The sequence below is a fragment of the Virgibacillus kimchii genome (assembly GCF_055379185.1).
Window position 1 is genome coordinate 3348883 of the sequence record NZ_AP043951.1, and the last position, 17983, is coordinate 3366865.

Here is a 17983-nt window from a genome sequence, read left to right on the forward strand (position 1 = left end):
TTTTTTTACTTTTGATCTCCGACATATTTTCTTGCGATAAAAATCATGATAAAGGCAATCGTCATCATCGTAATGGCACTGGATAAAAACGGAAGCCCGAGCGTTTCCGACGTGGCACCGGAAACGAATGATCCTGCCACAGACCCCAGTGAAAAGAAGGCATAAAAGATGCCGTACGCTTTCCCGCGATCCACCCTGGAAGTAGCCTCAGCCACAATCCGGTTCATCGATGGGAACACAAACGCAAATCCAATACCGTAAATAACCATTAATACCAGGCTTAACCAGTAGATAGCCACTATATTAAGCAGTATATGGACAGACCCAATAATCATGACTCCGGAAATAACCAGTTTTACAGAGGACACCCGATCGAATATCCGATTTAACGGTGTCAAAAAGATAATTAATGCAACAATCCCATACGTACTCAGCATCATCCCGGTCGTTTCAGAAGTAAGCCCCATATCTTCCACTTTTAAAGGCAGAGCAAATGCCAGCGTACCATTGCTGATCATTAATGCAAAAGCAGCCAGGGAAGCCTTGAGAACCAATGGATGCTTCAGCAGTGGCATAAATTCTTTCGGGGAAAATTTCCCCTTTTCCGTGGATATGAAAGATTCCTCAATAAATTTGTGGATTAACAAAGCACTGAGGAAAAACAGAATGGCTACAAAAATAAATACGTATTCCACCTGTGCTCTTGCGGCCATCGCCCCACCGATTGCCGGACCCGCAATTGCTGCAATGCCGATGCCGGCACCAGTAAATGCCATCGACCGACCGCGTGTCTGCGATTTAGACCTGTCACCCACATAGGCAAATGCAGCCGGGATTAATATCCCGCCGGCCAATCCATGGAAGAAGCGGATGAGGAATAACTGCCATCCTGACTGCGCGAGCGGATAAAATAGAAGGATGATTGCAACGAAAAACATTCCGGCAAATAACATCCGTTTTCTGCCATATCGGTCAATCCAATGTCCGCCAAAAATGTTACCAACCATATTAGTCAGTGAATAAACAGCAACGATAGCGCCTGCCAATACATGAGAGGCGCCTAAATCCAATGCATAAGGTGTAATGATCGGCAATTGGATAAATGTATCTAAAAATGAAACAACGATGATAAAGAAAAGAATTTTACCCATTTCAAATCCTCTCTAACATATACTCCACATTATTATACCTTAAAATAGGGAAAATAACAGGCAATGCACATTGGGGAGTTTCGAGAAAAATGTGAACCCACTTTCATAATATGCAACAAATTTATTAAGACGTTGGCAGGTGTAAAAATAATAGCGAAGCAGCTGTTATATGTAGTAATTATGAGTATTTTGTAATAATTTTGCGTACTTCGCCGCAAAACTTGTTCATACTATCCTATAAGATAGAGACTCCCAAAATATAGAGTTAAAGGCAATTTTCAAATATAAGGAATTATTGGTAGAATAAATGAATATTATGCAACAGGCATAATTTTTTAAATAGTGTTTATGAAAAGGGGAGGAAATGGGTGTTTAAAAGAAATAAGAAATTAATAACCGTATTGTTAGTTTCGTTGTTCCTTATAATGACTCTTGCTGCCTGTGGCGGTGATGAGGCGAGCGGCGGCGAATTGCAGGATTCATATGTAGTGGCAAGTGATACATCCTTTGTACCATTTGAGTTTTACGAAGACGGTGAGTATGTAGGGTTTGATATTGATCTGATTAATGCAGTTGCGGATGAAGCCGGGTTTGAAATTGAACTGGAAACAACCAATTTCGATGGCATTATTCCCGGACTTCAGACAGGTTCCTTTGACATAGCTATTGCTGGGATCAGTATTAGAGAAGACCGCAAAGAGTCCGTGGATTTCAGTGACCCGTATTACGAGTCCGGACTTAGCATTGGTGTTCATATTGATAATGATGATATTCACGACATTGATGATCTGGAAGGAAAAACAATTGCAACCAGACTTGGTTCCACCAGTGCCGATTTCATTGAGCAAAATATTGAAGGAGCGGAAGCCAACCAGTATGAACAGCTGGACCAGGCCTATATGGCAGTTGAAAATGGAAGTGTTGATGCCATTCTCTATGATGCTCCAAACGTCGCCTATTATATTCAGACAGAAGGAGAGGACAGCCTGAAAATGGTAGGTGACCTCTACCAGGCTGAAAACTATGGTATCGCTATATCCAAAGGACAGGAAGAATTGGTGGAAGCCATTAATGAGGCATTGGCAACATTAAGAGATGATGGAACATACGATGAGATCTATGAAAAATGGTTTGGAGAAGCACCTGAATAAAAATAGCAATTCTACCGAAAAGGGTGTAACAACACATTCGTTGCACCCTTTTCCACTTGTTACGGACAACATAAGACAAACCGAGAAGTTTATGAAGAGGTGAAACAATGTTTGGGAGATTTGATTGGGCCGGTGTGATTGACTTTCTTCCGCAGTTAATGACAGGCTTGTATTATACATTACTTATATCCGTGCTCGGGCTTTTTATTGGTTTTATACTTGGTGCTATTTTTGGCATGGGCCGGGTGGCCAAAAATAAGATTATTTACGGAATATCCACTGTTTATATTGAAATCATTCGTGGTACGCCGGTGCTGGTACAGGCGATTTGGATTTACTATGCCCTGCCTTTAATTATAGGGGTAAATATCGAATCGATTACAGCAGGTGTAATTGTTATTGCTATAAACTCCGGTGCCTATATTGCTGAAATTGTACGGGGTGCCGTTCAATCAATTGAAAAAGGACAAATGGAGGCGGGGCGCTCCCTCGGATTGGATCATGGTCAGACGATGCGTTATATTATTTGGCCCCAGGCGTTCAAGCGGATGATACCCCCTCTGGGCAACCAATTTATCATTAGTATTAAGGATACGTCACTATTATCCGTAATCCTCGTTCCGGAGCTGATTTTTCAAGGAAGGCTGGTTGCAGCAAATCATTTTAACGCTGTGGAAATTTACACAACCGTCGCAGCGTTCTACCTTGTTATTACGCTTAGTCTATCCTTAGTATTACGTCTCTTGGAAAGAAGGTTGGATATACAATGATTGAAGTGAAGAACCTATATAAAAAATTTGGCGATTTGGAAGTATTAAAGGATATTAATTGCAAGGTGGATGAATCTGAAGTGGTCTGTGTCATCGGTCCCAGTGGTTCAGGGAAAAGTACATTTCTCCGTTGTCTGAACATGCTGGAGGAAATGACAAGTGGTGATGTAATAATCGATGGAGACCATTTGAACGATAAAAAGGTGAATATTAATGAAATCCGTGCAGAAGTAGGGATGGTGTTTCAGCAGTTTAACCTTTTTCCGCATAAAACGGTGATGGAAAATATTATGCTGGCCCCTCAGAAGGTTAGGCAAATCAGCAAAGAAGATGCAAAAAAACGAGCGGTAGCTTTATTGGATAAAGTAGGACTTGCGGACAAGGATGACAATTACCCAAGCCAGTTGTCCGGCGGCCAGCAACAGCGTGTGGCCATCGCCCGGGCGCTGGCAATGGAGCCGAAAGTAATGCTTTTTGATGAGCCTACTTCCGCGCTTGACCCCGAGCTGGTCGGGGAAGTACTTGAGGTCATGAAACAGCTCGCATTGGAAGGAATGACCATGGTCGTTGTGACCCATGAGATGGGGTTTGCAAAAGAGGTAGGAGATCGTGTGTTGTTTATGGATCATGGAAGGATTGAAGAAGAAGGTGATCCGGAACAGATTTTTTCAAATCCGACTTCGGAGCGTACAAAGGAATTTTTACGAAAAGTACTGTAAGAAATTTTTCAAGTGCTCTTTTCTCTAATTGGAGGGAAGAGCCTTTTCTATTAACAGGGGAAAGGCTTGGTGTTCCGAAGGGTGTTTCGATTAGAAAAAGAAAGGAACTGAATTTCTCCAAACACTTAAGGTATAATGATGGAAAGACCTAAGTAACTTGGAGGTACATATGAGAAACATTAAACAACTAACCGAAAAAGACAACGACAAGATTTTTGCTTTGTCCCAATACGCGTTTCAATACGAACTCACCTCATCAGAACTGGAGAAAAAGAAGGCTGAGGCAAGACGGCATCAAATCTGGGGGTGGATGGAAGGAGAGGAGCTGGCAGCAAAACTGCATATCATTCCGCTTTCCTGTTATATTGACGGGGCACCTTTTAAAATGGGGGGAATCAGTTCAGTTGCCACCTGGCCGGAATACCGCAGGAAAGGAATGGTAAAGGAGCTGCTGCAGCATGCATTGCATGAGATGAAGGAAAATGGACAGCATCTTTCCTTTCTGCATCCCTTTGCTTTTCCCTTTTACCGCCAATATGGCTGGGAGCATGGATTTACCCGGCAGCATTATAACATCCCGGTAAAAAAGCTTAAAAAGGATTGGGGAGCAAGTGGCTATGTAAAGCGGGTTTCAAAAGATATCTCTTTGCTGCACCGGGTGTACACCCCCTATGCCAAGAACTATAATGGCATGCTTACAAGAGATGAAGCCTGGTGGGAGCAGCGTGTATTAAAGGACAAGTTCCATATTGCGGTAGCCTATAATCAACAACATAAAGCGGAAGGGTATATAATTTTTGATGTGAAAAACAAGGAATTTACCGAACAGGAAATTGTCTTTAATACCTTGAATGGCCGGAAATTATTATTACAGTTCATTGGCAATCATGATTCAATGGTGGAAAATGCAAGCATGATCGTTCCCGAGGATGATCAGCTTGCTTTATTGGTGGACGAGCCACGATTTGAGCAAAAGCTGGTACCGTATTTTATGGCGAGAATTGTGGATGTACCCGCCTTTCTGGCCAAGTATCCATTCCAGAAGGATGCCCGAATGGTATTTCAGGTGGAAGATACATTCTTTCCTGAAAATAATGGCAGCTATCACGTGCATGTTCAACATGGAGAAACCAAGGTAAACCAACTGCAGCATGATTCCGGGATGCAAAAGGTTTGTTGTTCCATTCAAGTTTTAACCGGTATGCTGCTGGGCTACAGAAGACCGGTGGACTATTTTATGACAGGACAATTACAAACGGAATGGGAAACAATTGTGGAATTGGACAGCTTGGTTCCAAAGAAAAAGACATTTTTCGCCGACTTTTTCTAATCTTATTTTACCCGGGACCTTTATCCTGTTTCAATGATATATGGGCGTAATATTTATGGGGCTTATGTCGCTTTTTGGCACTAAGCCTTTCTTCTTCCATGAAAACTTGTAAAACCCATAGTATTTTAGCGAATTTTAAGTTAAAATAAATGCAATTGGAATAGTCAAATTCCACCAATGTTTGATAGATTTTTTTCGTATCATAATGAAGTGCTGGTATGCCGCAGGGCTGTGCAGACAGGTGGAATAAACAGAAGCGGGATACAGAAAAGGAATTGATCAGATGGCATATTATATGAATCTATTTAGGTTTTTCAGGTCAATGGAAGATCATTTATTTCGGGTCCGAAAAGCGGAGAAAGTGTACAATCTTTGGAAGACGAGCCTGCTGCTGGTGCTTGCCAGTGTGGTTGTTTACATATGGATGGGTTATCTTGGACTGGGCACAACGCCACTTGCGCCTGCAGCCGTGCAGGCCACGGGAGTGGAATATGAGCAGTATAAATATTGGTTTATACTGGGACGCGGCGTCTATGCGCTTCTATTTGCAGCATTTATTCTGTTTATTCCTTCCCTGATTATTTATGCGTTTACAGGAATACCTTATCAAAAACTGGTTATGATGCAACAGATCGTGCTGGCAGTATTATTGTTGGAAAGAATGTTATGGGTGCCATTGGCTGTTTTTATTGGGCTGGAATGGTATGTGTCCCCCTGGTCTTTTGGCATTATAGCTTCATATATAACCGAAATAAATTGGTTTGTATACTTTTTTGGAGCCATCTCTTTATTTCAGTTATGGATTGTTTGGTTTCAAATCAGGTACGTTGGAGGGTTTCAGGTCATAAGAAAAAGGTCGTTATGGCTGATCATCATTCTCCTGCATATTCTTTTGTGGTCTCTGGCAGCAACGACAGCTGTGGTGGATACACGTATCCTAAGTGGGTGGTTTGAATGAAGCGAAAAAGAAGAGTGATCCAAGTAGCTATTGCTGTATTTGTAGCGGTGAATTTTATGCTTGTCTTTGCGGATGAGGAGGCTCGGGTGGAGCGGATTTCATATATAAAAGAATGGTCTGATGCATTTACGGCAGATGTGCGTGAACAGCTTCATACGGATGTCGTTTTCGCCTATGACGAAGTGGAGCATATATACTTTGACACATCAGCAGGCAGCTTTCAGGAATTTCTGGTAGAGGAAGAAGATGAGATTACGGCAGGAGATCCCCTTTTCTCCTACCAGGTGGATAATTATTACGAAGCCGAAGCAGACCTGATGCAGGAAATGGAGAAAATCAATGGAGAGATAGCTGCCATTGAACAGGCGATCATGGAAATGAATGCTTTTCAGATTCCTGAATCCATTCCACCTGCAGGTCCTGCCCCATCATTTCAAATGACGGAGCAGGAAATTAACATTGAGTTTCCGCAGGACCCGATTGAAGCACAACTCATGAAGGAGCAGTTTATTATTGAAAAAGAACATGAGCTAACGCAAAAGCAGGCCGCATCGCAAAGTGTGCAAAATCAGTTAACTGAACTGCAGACAACGGGGGATACGATCACGGTGGAGAGCCCTTACGCCGGAAAAGTAAAAGATATTGCCACTGACCTCAGTGACCCTATTGTAACGATTGAGTCAATGGCACTGGAAGCACAGGGTGCATTAACGGAAGTGGAGCGCACTGAAGTGGAGGAAGGTTTTCGGGCGGTTGTGGAAGTAACCAATGTGCAAACATTTATTGATGGAACGGTAAGTAATCTGAATGATTATCCGGAACCCGCCTCCCATGAAGGAGAAAGTATTTATGCTTTCCAGATTGCTTTTGAAGAAGAAGTGCAGCCGGAGATGGAAGATTTGCTGCCCGGCTATCAAGGCGAGGCCAGCATTACATTGGATGAATCAATAGGGGCGACGGTCGTTTTTGATCATGTATTGTCGGAAGGTGCGGTATGGAAAATGACGGATTCAGGCCGTCTTTTGAGACAGCCTGTCGAAACAGGTATACTTATGGATTCTATGCTCGAGATTACCACCGGTGTTCAGCCTGAAGAATTAATTGCCGAAGAAAGGATGAACCAATTTCGGGACGGAGCAGCTTTTATCACCCCTCTGAAACTTACGAGGTCTACCTGGCGGGAAGTCACACTTGGAGGTAACCCGAATTGGAGGGAGTACTTCGTAACGGGTATGCTTGCGCGATAATTAACAGCAGGACGGTTCTCCTGAACGCAGGTGCAACAGGCGAACCGTCCTGCTGTTTCAGTTTCTCCGGTGGTACAGCACATTGACGAGTGCACCGATCATAAGGACCATTCCTGTAAGGAAAAACCACATCATTAATATGACGATTCCGGCAAGACTGCCATAGGTTTCATCATAGTTTCCAAAATTGCTGATATAAAAAGAAAATCCGAGTGAAATTAACTGCCATAAAATACTGGCAATGATAGCACCGGGAATGATATGTTTAAATGGAAGCTTTTTATTTGGTGCAAACCGGTACAGTAAAAGCAGTATCCCTGTCAGCACGACGATACTTATCGACCAGCGCAAAACTTGCAGCAGCAGGGACATACCAATGGTTAAGCCTAAGAAATTTGTTATAAAATTTACAATAACATTGCCGAGTATAGGCAGCAGGAATGCTACAATAATGGCAAAAATCATGCCAATGGTTAAACCCAGCGCAATCAGCCGAACGACAATAAAATTACGTGTTTCTTCAACGTCATATGCTTCATTTGTTGATTTAATAAAAGCGTTTATTCCCACGGAAGCTGACCATAGGGCACCAATAATACCAACAGTTAATAAACCGCCGCGGGGAGTTTCAACCAAACTGATAATGTTTTCTTCCATTACGTCGGCAAGACCTTCCGGCAGGGCATTCGACATAAAATGAATGGCCTGGGCAGGTTCAATATTTAAATAGGGAATAATAGCGAAACCTACGATTAATAATGGTACAATTGACAAAAGATAATAATAAGCTTGGGCAGCAGCCAATAAAGGAACATTGTCCTCCTGAAACTTGGTCATAAACGCTTTTCCAAAACGGATCATTTTCGACATACATCTTCCTCCATTAAAGTTGGTTGTGGGGCAAGGGGATTGGTACATAACTAATCTCATCAGAGAAAAATCAAAAAAACACTTACCCAGCTCACTTTTGCCCGTGGTGAAAGCGAAGTATATTACCGGTGCGGCTGATGATACTCAGTCCTTTGATTAGTTCTGGTTTCTTCGAGACTTTAAAGTTATGTGCCAACCTCAATATTACGAAGCAAAATAGCCGGGCAAGGAACCCGGGACGCTAAATGCCTGTCCTGCAGTAAAGATTTGTTCTTTTGTCTCTATACCCGATCTGCAAATTAATGAATCAATATGCAATTGTGTTTCAATTATGCGGGGCAGTGGTATAATTCTTTTACAGAAGGGGGTTTTTTCGTGGCAGGGATTTTTTACTTATTCACTTTACTTATAGCCATTGCGTTTGCTGTGGTAGTTATTTACATTGCCATCGTTTTATTCCGGATATCCAAAACGCTGAATGCAGTAGGAACAACACTTGCTAAAACCGAGAAAGAAGTGGAAGCAATGATTCCGCAACTCAGGGAAACGATACATCAGGCAGATACTGCCCTTGAAGATGTCAGCCAAAAACTGAAATCAACCGATGATGTTTTTGAAGCGATCGATGACGTGGGAACGTCAGTAAATAATGTGAATCATTGGCTGGATACGAATCAAAAACATATGACCGATGAAGAAATGAATGAAAAAACAAAACCATTCATGGAAGGACTTAAATGGAGTGAGGCAGCATTTCTCTTATATTCAAAATGGAAAGAACCCAAAAGTGATCTGCCCGCTGAAAGGCCGGAACAGGCAATAATAAAACAAACCAGGAAAGAGGGATAAAGGATGACATTAACGGGAGTAGGGGTTTTACTCATCGGCATTGCATTTTTAATCATTGCTATTTTTATCGCCCACACACTGCAAAATTTGGCAGGTGTATTAAAAGGTGTCGAGAAAACGGTGGACAGGCTGCCGGATCAAATGGATACCATCGTAAAAGAAACCGGTGAATTAATGAATGAAAGTAACAAAACATTAGCAGATGTAAATGATAAATTAAAACAGTTAAGCCCATTATTCTATGTAGTGGGAGATGCAGGAAACATATCCCGCAAATTTTCCTCTTCATTGGTAAATATGACTGAATCATTGAAGCAGGAGACAGGAGAAGCGAAAGATGTGACAGATAAGAATAAGCTTGGTGGTCTGTATGGCTCTTTTGCTCTGGGGTATTATTGGCTGCAGCGCCGCCGAGAAGCAAAAAACGCCAAAAATGAGGGTGAGCAGTAATATGGAGAACAAAAAAGATCTAACGTCAATGATCATCGGAAGTCTTGCTGGAGCTGCCCTTGGCTGGATGATCAAAGACTATACCTCCAAACGACTGCAGCGTGAGGAGAATAAGCCGCTTTTCCAGGAATTAAAGCGAATGGAAAAAAAAGTATATGAAGACGGCAAAAAGAAAGCGGAAGAATTAGGAAAAATAAAAAACGCGGTAAAAGCAGAATAAACCCATCAAAAAAATCCCTGGAAAAGGGATTTTTTTATGCTGGATAAAGTATTACTCCATTTGAATAAAACTTAAACGCGGAAACATGTCAAATTTCGACTTCTCCCGCCGAAAAATCTTGTCTAATTTAAAAACAAAATAATTCTATTTTTCCCCATCTTTCTTCTGAAAAAGCATATAGCCCAAAGTGGCAAAACTGAGCAAGGCCTCCATATGTTCTCTTTTTAACAGCTTGCTCATCAAAGGGGTGGTCGACGTGTTTACCTTTGATACGACATCAAGAATATAAGAGGATATAGTTTTTAAAGTACGTCCGATATTCCCGATTATCTCAAATAGCGGATTTAATTCTTTCACTTGCCGGTTCACGTCGTTTAATGTTTTATTCCCCTGTTGGATGGCTTCCGTCGCTTGTCCGGTTAAACCCTCCACTTGATTCGGCAGGGATGCCGTAGTTTCTTTTAAGTTGTCCAGTGTACCGGAAAGGTTTCTCAAAGGTTTGATCAATAATATAACTAAAACGAAAAATGCTGCACCAAGAAGCGTGATGCCAATTCCAACCCAATCCATAGACATAAAAGCCCCTTTCTGAAATATCCTTCTTTCATCATACCACTTTTCTCGACAGATGAAACAGAAAAAAAGCATCGTCCTTTGCTTTATTATAGTATTCCTCCCGGCATTTCCATTATGTATAGGCATATTTGCCATAGACAGGCCATAAAATAAAACGAGATAGCTTAAAAGGGGACGAGGAGATGTCGAAGTTCAATAAAGTTTTTTTATGGTTTATTGGGTTAGCCGTACTGATTTTTCTTATACAACTTCCTATCATACAGAGCGATACTGCCTGGAACCAGGGATGGTCATTGCCGCTCAGCGGAAAAACGATTGTCATTGATCCGGGACATGGCGGGCCGGATGGAGGAGCCGTCGGCAAAGATGAAACATTGGAAAAAGATATAGCCCTGGATGTCTCTGAAAAAATCCGTGATTATCTTCTGCAGACGGGTGCTATTGTTTATTTAACACGTGAGGAAGATACGGATTTGGCAGCGGAAGATACACAGGGGCTCTCGAGAAGAAAAGCGGAAGATATTCGAAACCGCTTGGAATACATTCGTGAAAAAGAAGCCGACTTTTTTATTACGATACATTTAAACGCCTTGCCATCAACCAAATGGCATGGAGCTCAGACGTTTTATTATCCCCAATCGGACGAAAGCAGGCACTTGGCCACCATGATACAGCAGGAAATTATAAGAAATATGGAAAACACCACACGGAGTCCTCTTGCAATCAACAATCTTTATCTGCTGAAAAATGCTGAGGCACCCGGCGCACTCGTAGAGATCGGCTTTCTATCCAATGAACAGGAACGGGAACTGCTAAAGCAGGAAGAATATCAGCAACAAATGGCGGCAAGCATTTACGAGGGAATTTTGCGCTATGTGACAGAGGAACCTGAACAAGATGAGTAAAGTGTGACAGCCCTATTATCCATCCATGATTCAAATCACTTAGGTTTTCGCTGATTTGTGTTATACTAGCCTTGAATGAAATGTTAAGGTTGTGTTCAAGAGAAAAGGAAAGCGATTTCGAGGGAAATAACGGTTTCCTTTTTGGGCATAAGATAAATTCAAAGCTTAAAAAGGGATGGTGTCACAAGTTGTTATCAAAAGATGAAGTAGTACAGTTGCTAAACCCTGTTAAAGATCCATTTTTACATAAAACACTGGAGGAAACCGGTGGTATCAGCAAAGTAACCATAAAGGAAGACAAGAACCACGTTAGTGTAAAAATTGCGATCTCCAAAACGAATACCGGGGAACAAATGCAATTGCAGCAGGAAATCGTCGGCATTCTGAAGAAAAATGGAGCAACTACGGTTGGTTTACGCTTTGAGCAGCTTCCGGATGAAGTTATAAGAAAATACCAGCCCGCAGTGGAGCAGGAAAAGGAATCCTCACTGATGGGAGGAAATTCCGGTACCAAGTTTATTGCGGTAGCGAGTGGTAAAGGCGGTGTTGGAAAATCAACTGTAACCGTCAACTTGGCTGTTTCCCTGATGCGCCTCGGTAAAAAAGTAGGGATTATTGATGCGGACATTTACGGGTTCAGCGTTCCGGATATGATGGGGATTGAAAACCGTCCAGCCGTCCGAGCGGAAAAAATTATTCCTGTAGAACGCTTTGGTGTAAAAGTGATCTCCATGGGATTCTTTGTAGAGGATAATTCGCCGATCATATGGCGAGGCCCTATGCTTGGGAAAATGCTCAACAGCTTCTTTAGCGAAGTGGAGTGGGGAGACCTGGACTATCTGATTCTCGATCTGCCTCCGGGTACCGGGGACATCGCGATGGATGTACATGAACTGCTCCCTACCTGTAAAGAAGTCATTGTTACAACACCACACCCATCCGCTGCATTTGTTGCAGCCCGGGCCGGCCAAATGGCATTAAAAACAGACCATGAAATCCTGGGTGTTGTTGAAAACATGGCTTATTTTGAAAGTGAGAAAACCGGAGAAAAAGAATATGTATTTGGTCAAGGCGGAGGGAAAAAGCTGGCAGAAGTACTGAAAACAAAGGTGCTTGGACAGCTGCCGCTGAAACAGCCATATGAGGATGAAGATGAATTCGCGCCGGGAATTTATCAGGAAGATCATCCGATTGGTCAGGAATACCATAAAATTGCTTCGAAAATTCTCGCGAAAATGGAAGATTAAAATAGAAGCGGACCTGTTTAAGGTCCGCTTTTCCTGTTCTTTTTACTTTTTATGATCCGCCACCGGATTCACCACCGGAACCGCCGTCGGATTCACCTTCTTCTTCCTCTCCGGACTCTTCTTCACTGCTTTCACCCTCCTGTTGTTGCTCACCTTGTTTTTCCGCAGCTTTTAACAGGATTTCCTGGATTTTTGCTTGAAACACAGGGGTTTCCAATGTCTGCCGGATCGTTTCCTCCAAATGAGAGCGGAATTGCTGTCCCCGCAATACACTTAACATTTGGTCCTCTATTTCCGGGTTTTGCAATAAATCGAGCATTTGTTGCTGATATTCCGAATCATTCATTAAATTTTTTATCAACTTTTCCTGTTCTTCGCTTATGGATTCTGCATAGCCTTGCGCGAACTCAGGGTCTTCAAATAAATTCGCCCACATTTCCTTGGCCTGCTCAGAGGCTAGTGCTTCATTGATGGAATCCTTAACCATTTCCGACTCCATCACAAGCTCCTGTTTTAACTCTTCCTCTGCTAATAATTCCTTTAATGCTTTCTTGCCATCTTCTGTCTGTAATATGTCAACAACCATCTTTTTCGTTTGTTCATAGTCCTGCTCTTCCTGTACTGGATTTGCGGCATTGCACCCGCTGATTACAAAAAACGACAGGAATATTACACTGATTAAAAGGGAGCGAACCATTCCGGAACTCCTTTCCTTATGTTTCATTTATATTCTCTATACTATAAAATTAACTATAATAACAAAAGCTACTCACATTTAATATGAGTGACAAAAATAAAAAATATGCACACAGATAAGGAAAATTGTCGAACTTCGTGTTAGAATACCTATGGGACGAATCACACCCAATCAAGTAATTTCTGCTTATTTGGTGTTTTTCCGCAATAAATTCTTATGTAATGGTTCTCTTTCAGCCAGGAGAACATTTTGAATACATACTGGGAGGATAAAGAACTTGAATACCCGTAAATTAGTGAATTTCTTTTTGAAGACATTACTGCTTGGCGGCCTTACAGGGTTAATCACAAGCTTTTTTGTGAAAGCAGATGAATATCGAATGTTTTTGAGTCCATTTGATGCATTTGAATTGCTTGGGTTAGTCATCTTTTTAACTGGTGTCGGACTGGTTTTTACTGCCGTCAGTCAAACCGGTTTCTTTGCTTATTTATTCCTGAATCGGCTTGGTCTGGGTTTATTTCGCTCCTATTGGCCACTCGTACAGATACTGCTGATTGCTTTTGTCGTATTTGATTTGGTGTATTTCCCATATCAGGCAACAGACGGGGAAGTATCAGTGTTTTGGTATATATTAATGTCAGGTGCCATCCTCGGCTATGGTATAATCGTTGCAAAAATCAAGGCGAAGGAAACGAACAAAAGTGCATTTATACCCGCATTATTCTTCATGGTAGTCATTACAACCATCGAATGGATTCCCGGTATGCGCACGGAAGGTTATGATTACACGATTATTATGATCATTGTACTGCTTGTTTGTAACACCTATCAGCTGCTCGCTTTACACCGTATTAATGAGAAGGAAGATCCAAAATCAAAGCACAGTAAAGGCAGGGACAGAGACCTTGAGTCAGTGAAAGGTACAAAAACTGCTGTCGGAAAAAGTGATAAAAAGAAGAAGAAATAAGCATTAAAGATCAGTGGGCAAGGTCGTTGAACGATGACTTTGCCCACTCTTACTTTTGCTGAGGTATGGGAAGTCCGGGGAAACTACATACTACATTACACTTCCCAACTTTATTTTTATATATTATTCCACGAGCTTTGCCTCGGCGTGTGCCTGGTTAATCAGCTCTGTTATGGTAACAAAGGTAAATCCTTTATTCTGTAAGCCAGGGAGCATTGTTTTCAGTGCCTCTGATGTTTGTTTTGCCGCATCAGAAGCATGCATGAGAATAATGTCTCCATTATCCGTTTCGTTCATCACTCTATCCACAATTACATCTGTGCCCGGGTTCTCCCAATCCATCGTATTTACATTCCAATGAATAACCTGAAACCCCATCTCCTCTGCCAAATCTAAAATTTCTTCGTTAAAATGGCCGTTTGGTGCCCGCAATAGCTTTGTTTCTTCAAAACCCAGCTTTTCAAATATTTCCTCCGCCATTCGTAAATCCTGACGAACTTCATCTATTTCCATGTCAAGATAGCTTTTATAACGATACCCAAGCATACCTATCTCATGTTCTCCCTCTGAAATTTTCTCTACAATATCCGGGTGGCGTTCTGCCCACTCCCCGCTTAGAAAAAAGGTAGCCTGCACTTGTTCTTTTTCCAGCTCATCCAGAATATCAAATACTTTTTCCTCTCCCCAGCTGATATTAAAAGTTAATGCAATATTGGATTCATTTTCATTTCCTTTTGTCAATGCCGTCGGCCCCTCAGTGGAAAAAACAGAAAAAGTGCCATCCCGTTCAAACCAGATGAAAAGCGCGGCAAATAATGCCAGAGCAACGACAACGCTCCATCTTTTCCACTTTTCCAACCGCCAAACATAAAAATGCTGCATAACGATTCCCCCTTGTCCTTCATATTAAATTCTATGTATGAATACAGAGAATAGAACAAGCTATCCAAGTGGGGACGCGGGGACAGGTTCTTTATCACGGTTAATCTATAAATGCATATTAATAATTTTTTAGCTGAAATTGGATGAAAAACCACTTATTTGGGGTATAGTAAGTTTATGCCGTATATGACAGAAGGGACCGGCCAATTCCGACAATTTTTTCGAATAACTATATATAGCTGTTTGTAAAAAACAATAACGGGTAAAAGATGATTACTACTATAAGAAGAAATTTGAGGTGTGAAGAAATGTTAGGTTTATTGATAAATGAAATGGAACAAAAAGAAATTGAGTATATTTTAAAACGGGAACTGGATGAATTGTTAATGGACCTGGAAGATCACCGGATTGATCAAATGGTTAAGCGAGCCATGCGGGAACGATATCAAGTGCTGTTTCAACTGTTTCGAAGAGTTGCAAGTGAACAGGAATGTATTAAATATATGCCAAAGCGAAGCAATAATCAATAATAGATGAGCACTCATTTTGTATAAGGAAAAGAGGATTTTCCTGCCTACCTACGATGAGTGAACTATACACATATAAGAAGGATATATTTTACAATAAAAAATCATGTCGATCTGTTGAATTTATTGTTTGTTTATGCTATTATATTTCTTGTTGTCAATGAGTGAAACAGGTTTTTATTTGTGCTTTATTTTCTTTTAAAATTCCTGTTGACAATTTATTGATGGCATGATAAATTATATCTTGTCGCCAAAAACGACAAACAATTTAATTGCTCTTTGAAAACTGAACAAAACAACCAGTATGTAAACAGATGTCAGGAAAGCAGTTGGAGGTCGGACGTAAGTCCGGCTGAGGAAGACTAGTTAACCCTGTATCAATTTTTGAAGCTAAGAGAAGGTAGTGGATTGGTGTCCATTACATTCAAACTTTTATGGAGAGTTTGATCTTGGCTCAGGACGAACGCTGGCGGCGTGCCTAATACATGCAAGTCGAGCGCGTGAAGCAGGCAGATCCCCTTCGGGGGTGACGCTTGTGGATCGAGCGGCGGACGGGTGAGTAACACGTGGGCAACCTGCCTGAGAGACTGGGATAACCCCGGGAAACCGGGGCTAATACCGGATAATACTTTTCTTTGCATGAAGGGAAGTTGAAAGGCGGCCTTTGGCTGCCGCTCACAGATGGGCCCGCGGCGCATTAGCTAGTTGGTGAGGTAAAAGCTTACCAAGGCGACGATGCGTAGCCGACCTGAGAGGGTGATCGGCCACACTGGGACTGAGACACGGCCCAGACTCCTACGGGAGGCAGCAGTAGGGAATCATCCGCAATGGACGAAAGTCTGACGGTGCAACGCCGCGTGAGTGATGAAGGTTTTCGGATCGTAAAGCTCTGTTGTGAGGGAAGAACAAGTGCCGTTTGAATAAGGCGGCACCTTGACGGTACCTCACCAGAAAGCCCCGGCTAACTACGTGCCAGCAGCCGCGGTAATACGTAGGGGGCAAGCGTTGTCCGGAATTATTGGGCGTAAAGCGCGCGCAGGCGGTCTTTTAAGTCTGATGTGAAAGCCCACGGCTTAACCGTGGAGGGTCATTGGAAACTGGAGGACTTGAGTGCAGAAGAGGAGAGTGGAATTCCACGTGTAGCGGTGAAATGCGTAGAGATGTGGAGGAACACCAGTGGCGAAGGCGACTCTCTGGTCTGTAACTGACGCTGAGGTGCGAAAGCGTGGGGAGCGAACAGGATTAGATACCCTGGTAGTCCACGCCGTAAACGATGAGTGCTAGGTGTTAGGGGGTTTCCGCCCCTTAGTGCTGAAGTTAACGCAATAAGCACTCCGCCTGGGGAGTACGGCCGCAAGGCTGAAACTCAAAAGAATTGACGGGGGCCCGCACAAGCGGTGGAGCATGTGGTTTAATTCGAAGCAACGCGAAGAACCTTACCAGGTCTTGACATCCTCTGACCACTCTGGAGACAGAGTTTTCCCTTCGGGGACAGAGTGACAGGTGGTGCATGGTTGTCGTCAGCTCGTGTCGTGAGATGTTGGGTTAAGTCCCGTAACGAGCGCAACCCTTGATCTTAGTTGCCAGCATTAGGTTGGGCACTCTAAGGTGACTGCCGGTGACAAACCGGGGGAAGGTGGGGATGACGTCAAATCATCATGCCCCTTATGACCTGGGCTACACACGTGCTACAATGGATGGAACAAAGGGCAGCGAAGCCGCGAGGCCAAGCAAATCCCACAAAACCATTCTCAGTTCGGATTGCAGGCTGCAACTCGCCTGCATGAAGCCGGAATCGCTAGTAATCGCGGATCAGCATGCCGCGGTGAATACGTTCCCGGGCCTTGTACACACCGCCCGTCACACCACGAGAGTTGGTAACACCCGAAGTCGGTGAGGTAACCATTTGGAGCCAGCCGCCGAAGGTGGGACCAATGATTGGGGTGAAGTCGTAACAAGGTAGCCGTATCGGAAGGTGCGGCTGGATCACCTCCTTTCTAAGGATATATAACGGAACATCTGACTTTGTCAGATGAAAACATACTGTGTTGTTTGGTTCAGTTTTGAGAGAGCAATTTCTCATACTGATAGATGGGCCTGTAGCTCAGCTGGTTAGAGCGCACGCCTGATAAGCGTGAGGTCGGTGGTTCAAGTCCACTCAGGCCCACCATCTATCCAATTCACGGGGCCTTAGCTCAGCTGGGAGAGCGCCTGCCTTGCACGCAGGAGGTCAGCGGTTCGATCCCGCTAGGCTCCATTTTTGTACCTTGAAAACTAAATAAGAGTAACAACGACATCAAGTAAAAGGCTGAAGCGACTGTTCAGCGACGTACGAACTGCGCCCTGCCAAGCAGGGTGGATCAGCGTAGCCTCGCAAAGAGGCGAACTTAGCTGATTATTCTACCGAAGGAGATAAAGGAAACACGACAAGCGAGAGCGAGTTGATGTTGACTTATCGTACGGAGGC

Annotated in this window: 18 protein-coding genes, 2 tRNA genes and 1 rRNA gene; 16 read left to right on the plus strand and 5 right to left on the minus strand. The window is 42.9% G+C overall.

Features of this window, described 5'->3' with window-relative positions:
* Nucleotides 1-5: 5 nt before the first annotated feature.
* Nucleotides 6-1151 carry an MFS transporter gene (locus tag ACZ42C_RS16140; protein WP_461181461.1) on the minus strand — a complete coding sequence of 382 codons (1146 nt, stop codon included), beginning with the start codon at nt 1149-1151 and terminating at the stop codon, nt 6-8.
* Between the two features lie 425 nt (nt 1152-1576).
* Here ACZ42C_RS16140 and ACZ42C_RS16145 point away from each other — a divergent pair, with 425 nt between their 5' ends.
* The 6 genes from ACZ42C_RS16145 to ACZ42C_RS16170 all read left to right on the plus strand — a co-directional run bounded on the left by ACZ42C_RS16145 (nt 1577) and on the right by ACZ42C_RS16170 (nt 7326).
* Complete coding sequence (locus tag ACZ42C_RS16145) at nt 1577-2302, plus strand: transporter substrate-binding domain-containing protein (protein WP_461181536.1); 726 nt, start codon at nt 1577-1579, stop codon at nt 2300-2302.
* 107 nt (nt 2303-2409) lie between these two features.
* Complete coding sequence (locus tag ACZ42C_RS16150) at nt 2410-3072, plus strand: amino acid ABC transporter permease (RefSeq protein ID WP_461181460.1); 663 nt, start codon at nt 2410-2412, stop codon at nt 3070-3072.
* The gene (locus ACZ42C_RS16155; protein ID WP_461181459.1) at nt 3069-3791 is read left to right on the plus strand and encodes an amino acid ABC transporter ATP-binding protein; all 723 of its coding nucleotides are present in this window, start codon (nt 3069-3071) and stop codon (nt 3789-3791) included. Before ACZ42C_RS16150 ends, ACZ42C_RS16155 begins: the two co-directional genes overlap by 4 nt.
* A gap of 169 nt (nt 3792-3960) precedes the next feature.
* Entirely contained in the window at nt 3961-5121 is a 1161-nt protein-coding gene (locus ACZ42C_RS16160) for a GNAT family N-acetyltransferase (RefSeq protein ID WP_461181458.1), read from the plus strand.
* A 322-nt stretch (nt 5122-5443) separates the two neighbouring features.
* Nucleotides 5444-6079 carry a hypothetical protein gene (locus ACZ42C_RS16165; protein ID WP_461181457.1) on the plus strand — a complete coding sequence of 212 codons (636 nt, stop codon included), beginning with the start codon at nt 5444-5446 and terminating at the stop codon, nt 6077-6079.
* Nucleotides 6076-7326 (plus strand): efflux RND transporter periplasmic adaptor subunit, encoded by a 1251-nt coding sequence (locus ACZ42C_RS16170; RefSeq protein ID WP_461181456.1) that lies wholly within the window; start codon nt 6076-6078, stop codon nt 7324-7326. The genes ACZ42C_RS16165 and ACZ42C_RS16170 overlap by 4 nt, the downstream gene beginning before the upstream one ends.
* A 57-nt stretch (nt 7327-7383) precedes the next feature.
* Here ACZ42C_RS16170 and ACZ42C_RS16175 read toward each other — a convergent pair whose 3' ends face one another.
* A complete protein-coding gene (locus ACZ42C_RS16175) occupies nt 7384-8196 on the minus strand; it encodes a YihY/virulence factor BrkB family protein (RefSeq protein ID WP_461181455.1) in 813 nt (270 codons plus the stop codon).
* A 375-nt stretch (nt 8197-8571) separates the two neighbouring features.
* Here ACZ42C_RS16175 and ACZ42C_RS16180 point away from each other — a divergent pair, with 375 nt between their 5' ends.
* Genes ACZ42C_RS16180 through ACZ42C_RS16190 form a run of 3 tightly spaced genes read left to right on the plus strand, consistent with a single transcriptional unit; the run spans nt 8572 to nt 9715 of the window.
* On the plus strand, nt 8572-9045 hold the full coding sequence (locus tag ACZ42C_RS16180; protein ID WP_461181454.1) for a DUF948 domain-containing protein: 474 nt from the start codon (nt 8572-8574) through the stop codon (nt 9043-9045).
* A gap of 3 nt (nt 9046-9048) precedes the next feature.
* Nucleotides 9049-9495 carry a DUF948 domain-containing protein gene (locus tag ACZ42C_RS16185; RefSeq protein ID WP_461181453.1) on the plus strand — a complete coding sequence of 149 codons (447 nt, stop codon included), beginning with the start codon at nt 9049-9051 and terminating at the stop codon, nt 9493-9495.
* 1 nt (nt 9496) lies between these two features.
* Complete coding sequence (locus ACZ42C_RS16190; protein ID WP_461181452.1) at nt 9497-9715, plus strand: hypothetical protein; 219 nt, start codon at nt 9497-9499, stop codon at nt 9713-9715.
* 144 nt (nt 9716-9859) lie between these two features.
* Here the strand turns inward: ACZ42C_RS16190 and ACZ42C_RS16195 are convergent, their stop codons facing one another.
* Nucleotides 9860-10291 carry a DUF948 domain-containing protein gene (locus ACZ42C_RS16195; protein WP_461181451.1) on the minus strand — a complete coding sequence of 144 codons (432 nt, stop codon included), beginning with the start codon at nt 10289-10291 and terminating at the stop codon, nt 9860-9862.
* A gap of 182 nt (nt 10292-10473) precedes the next feature.
* Here ACZ42C_RS16195 and cwlD point away from each other — a divergent pair, with 182 nt between their 5' ends.
* Both cwlD and ACZ42C_RS16205 read left to right on the plus strand, forming a co-directional pair.
* Complete coding sequence (gene cwlD / locus ACZ42C_RS16200) at nt 10474-11196, plus strand: N-acetylmuramoyl-L-alanine amidase CwlD (RefSeq protein ID WP_461181450.1); 723 nt, start codon at nt 10474-10476, stop codon at nt 11194-11196.
* A 188-nt stretch (nt 11197-11384) separates the two neighbouring features.
* Nucleotides 11385-12443, plus strand: coding sequence for an Mrp/NBP35 family ATP-binding protein (locus ACZ42C_RS16205; protein ID WP_461181449.1), 1059 nt, complete (start codon nt 11385-11387; stop codon nt 12441-12443).
* A 49-nt stretch (nt 12444-12492) separates the two neighbouring features.
* Here ACZ42C_RS16205 and gerD read toward each other — a convergent pair whose 3' ends face one another.
* Nucleotides 12493-13140, minus strand: a complete 648-nt coding sequence (gene gerD, locus ACZ42C_RS16210; protein ID WP_461181448.1) for a spore germination lipoprotein GerD — start codon at nt 13138-13140, stop codon at nt 12493-12495.
* A gap of 277 nt (nt 13141-13417) precedes the next feature.
* Between gerD and ACZ42C_RS16215 the strand changes: the two genes are divergently transcribed.
* On the plus strand, nt 13418-14107 hold the full coding sequence (locus ACZ42C_RS16215; protein WP_461181447.1) for a KinB-signaling pathway activation protein: 690 nt from the start codon (nt 13418-13420) through the stop codon (nt 14105-14107).
* A 123-nt stretch (nt 14108-14230) separates the two neighbouring features.
* Here ACZ42C_RS16215 and pdaB read toward each other — a convergent pair whose 3' ends face one another.
* Nucleotides 14231-14989: a polysaccharide deacetylase family sporulation protein PdaB gene (gene pdaB / locus ACZ42C_RS16220; protein WP_461181446.1), complete on the minus strand. Its 759-nt coding sequence runs from the start codon at nt 14987-14989 to the stop codon at nt 14231-14233.
* A gap of 308 nt (nt 14990-15297) precedes the next feature.
* On the opposite strand from pdaB, the gene ACZ42C_RS16225 reads away from it, so the two are divergent.
* From ACZ42C_RS16225 to ACZ42C_RS16240, 4 genes are all read left to right on the plus strand, one after another.
* Nucleotides 15298-15519, plus strand: coding sequence for a hypothetical protein (locus ACZ42C_RS16225; protein ID WP_461181445.1), 222 nt, complete (start codon nt 15298-15300; stop codon nt 15517-15519).
* 428 nt (nt 15520-15947) lie between these two features.
* Nucleotides 15948-17513, plus strand: a 16S ribosomal RNA gene (locus tag ACZ42C_RS16230).
* 96 nt (nt 17514-17609) lie between these two features.
* Nucleotides 17610-17686 (plus strand) — tRNA-Ile (locus ACZ42C_RS16235).
* Between the two features lie 14 nt (nt 17687-17700).
* Nucleotides 17701-17773 (plus strand) — tRNA-Ala (locus tag ACZ42C_RS16240).
* The last annotated feature ends 210 nt before the right edge of the window (nt 17774-17983 follow it).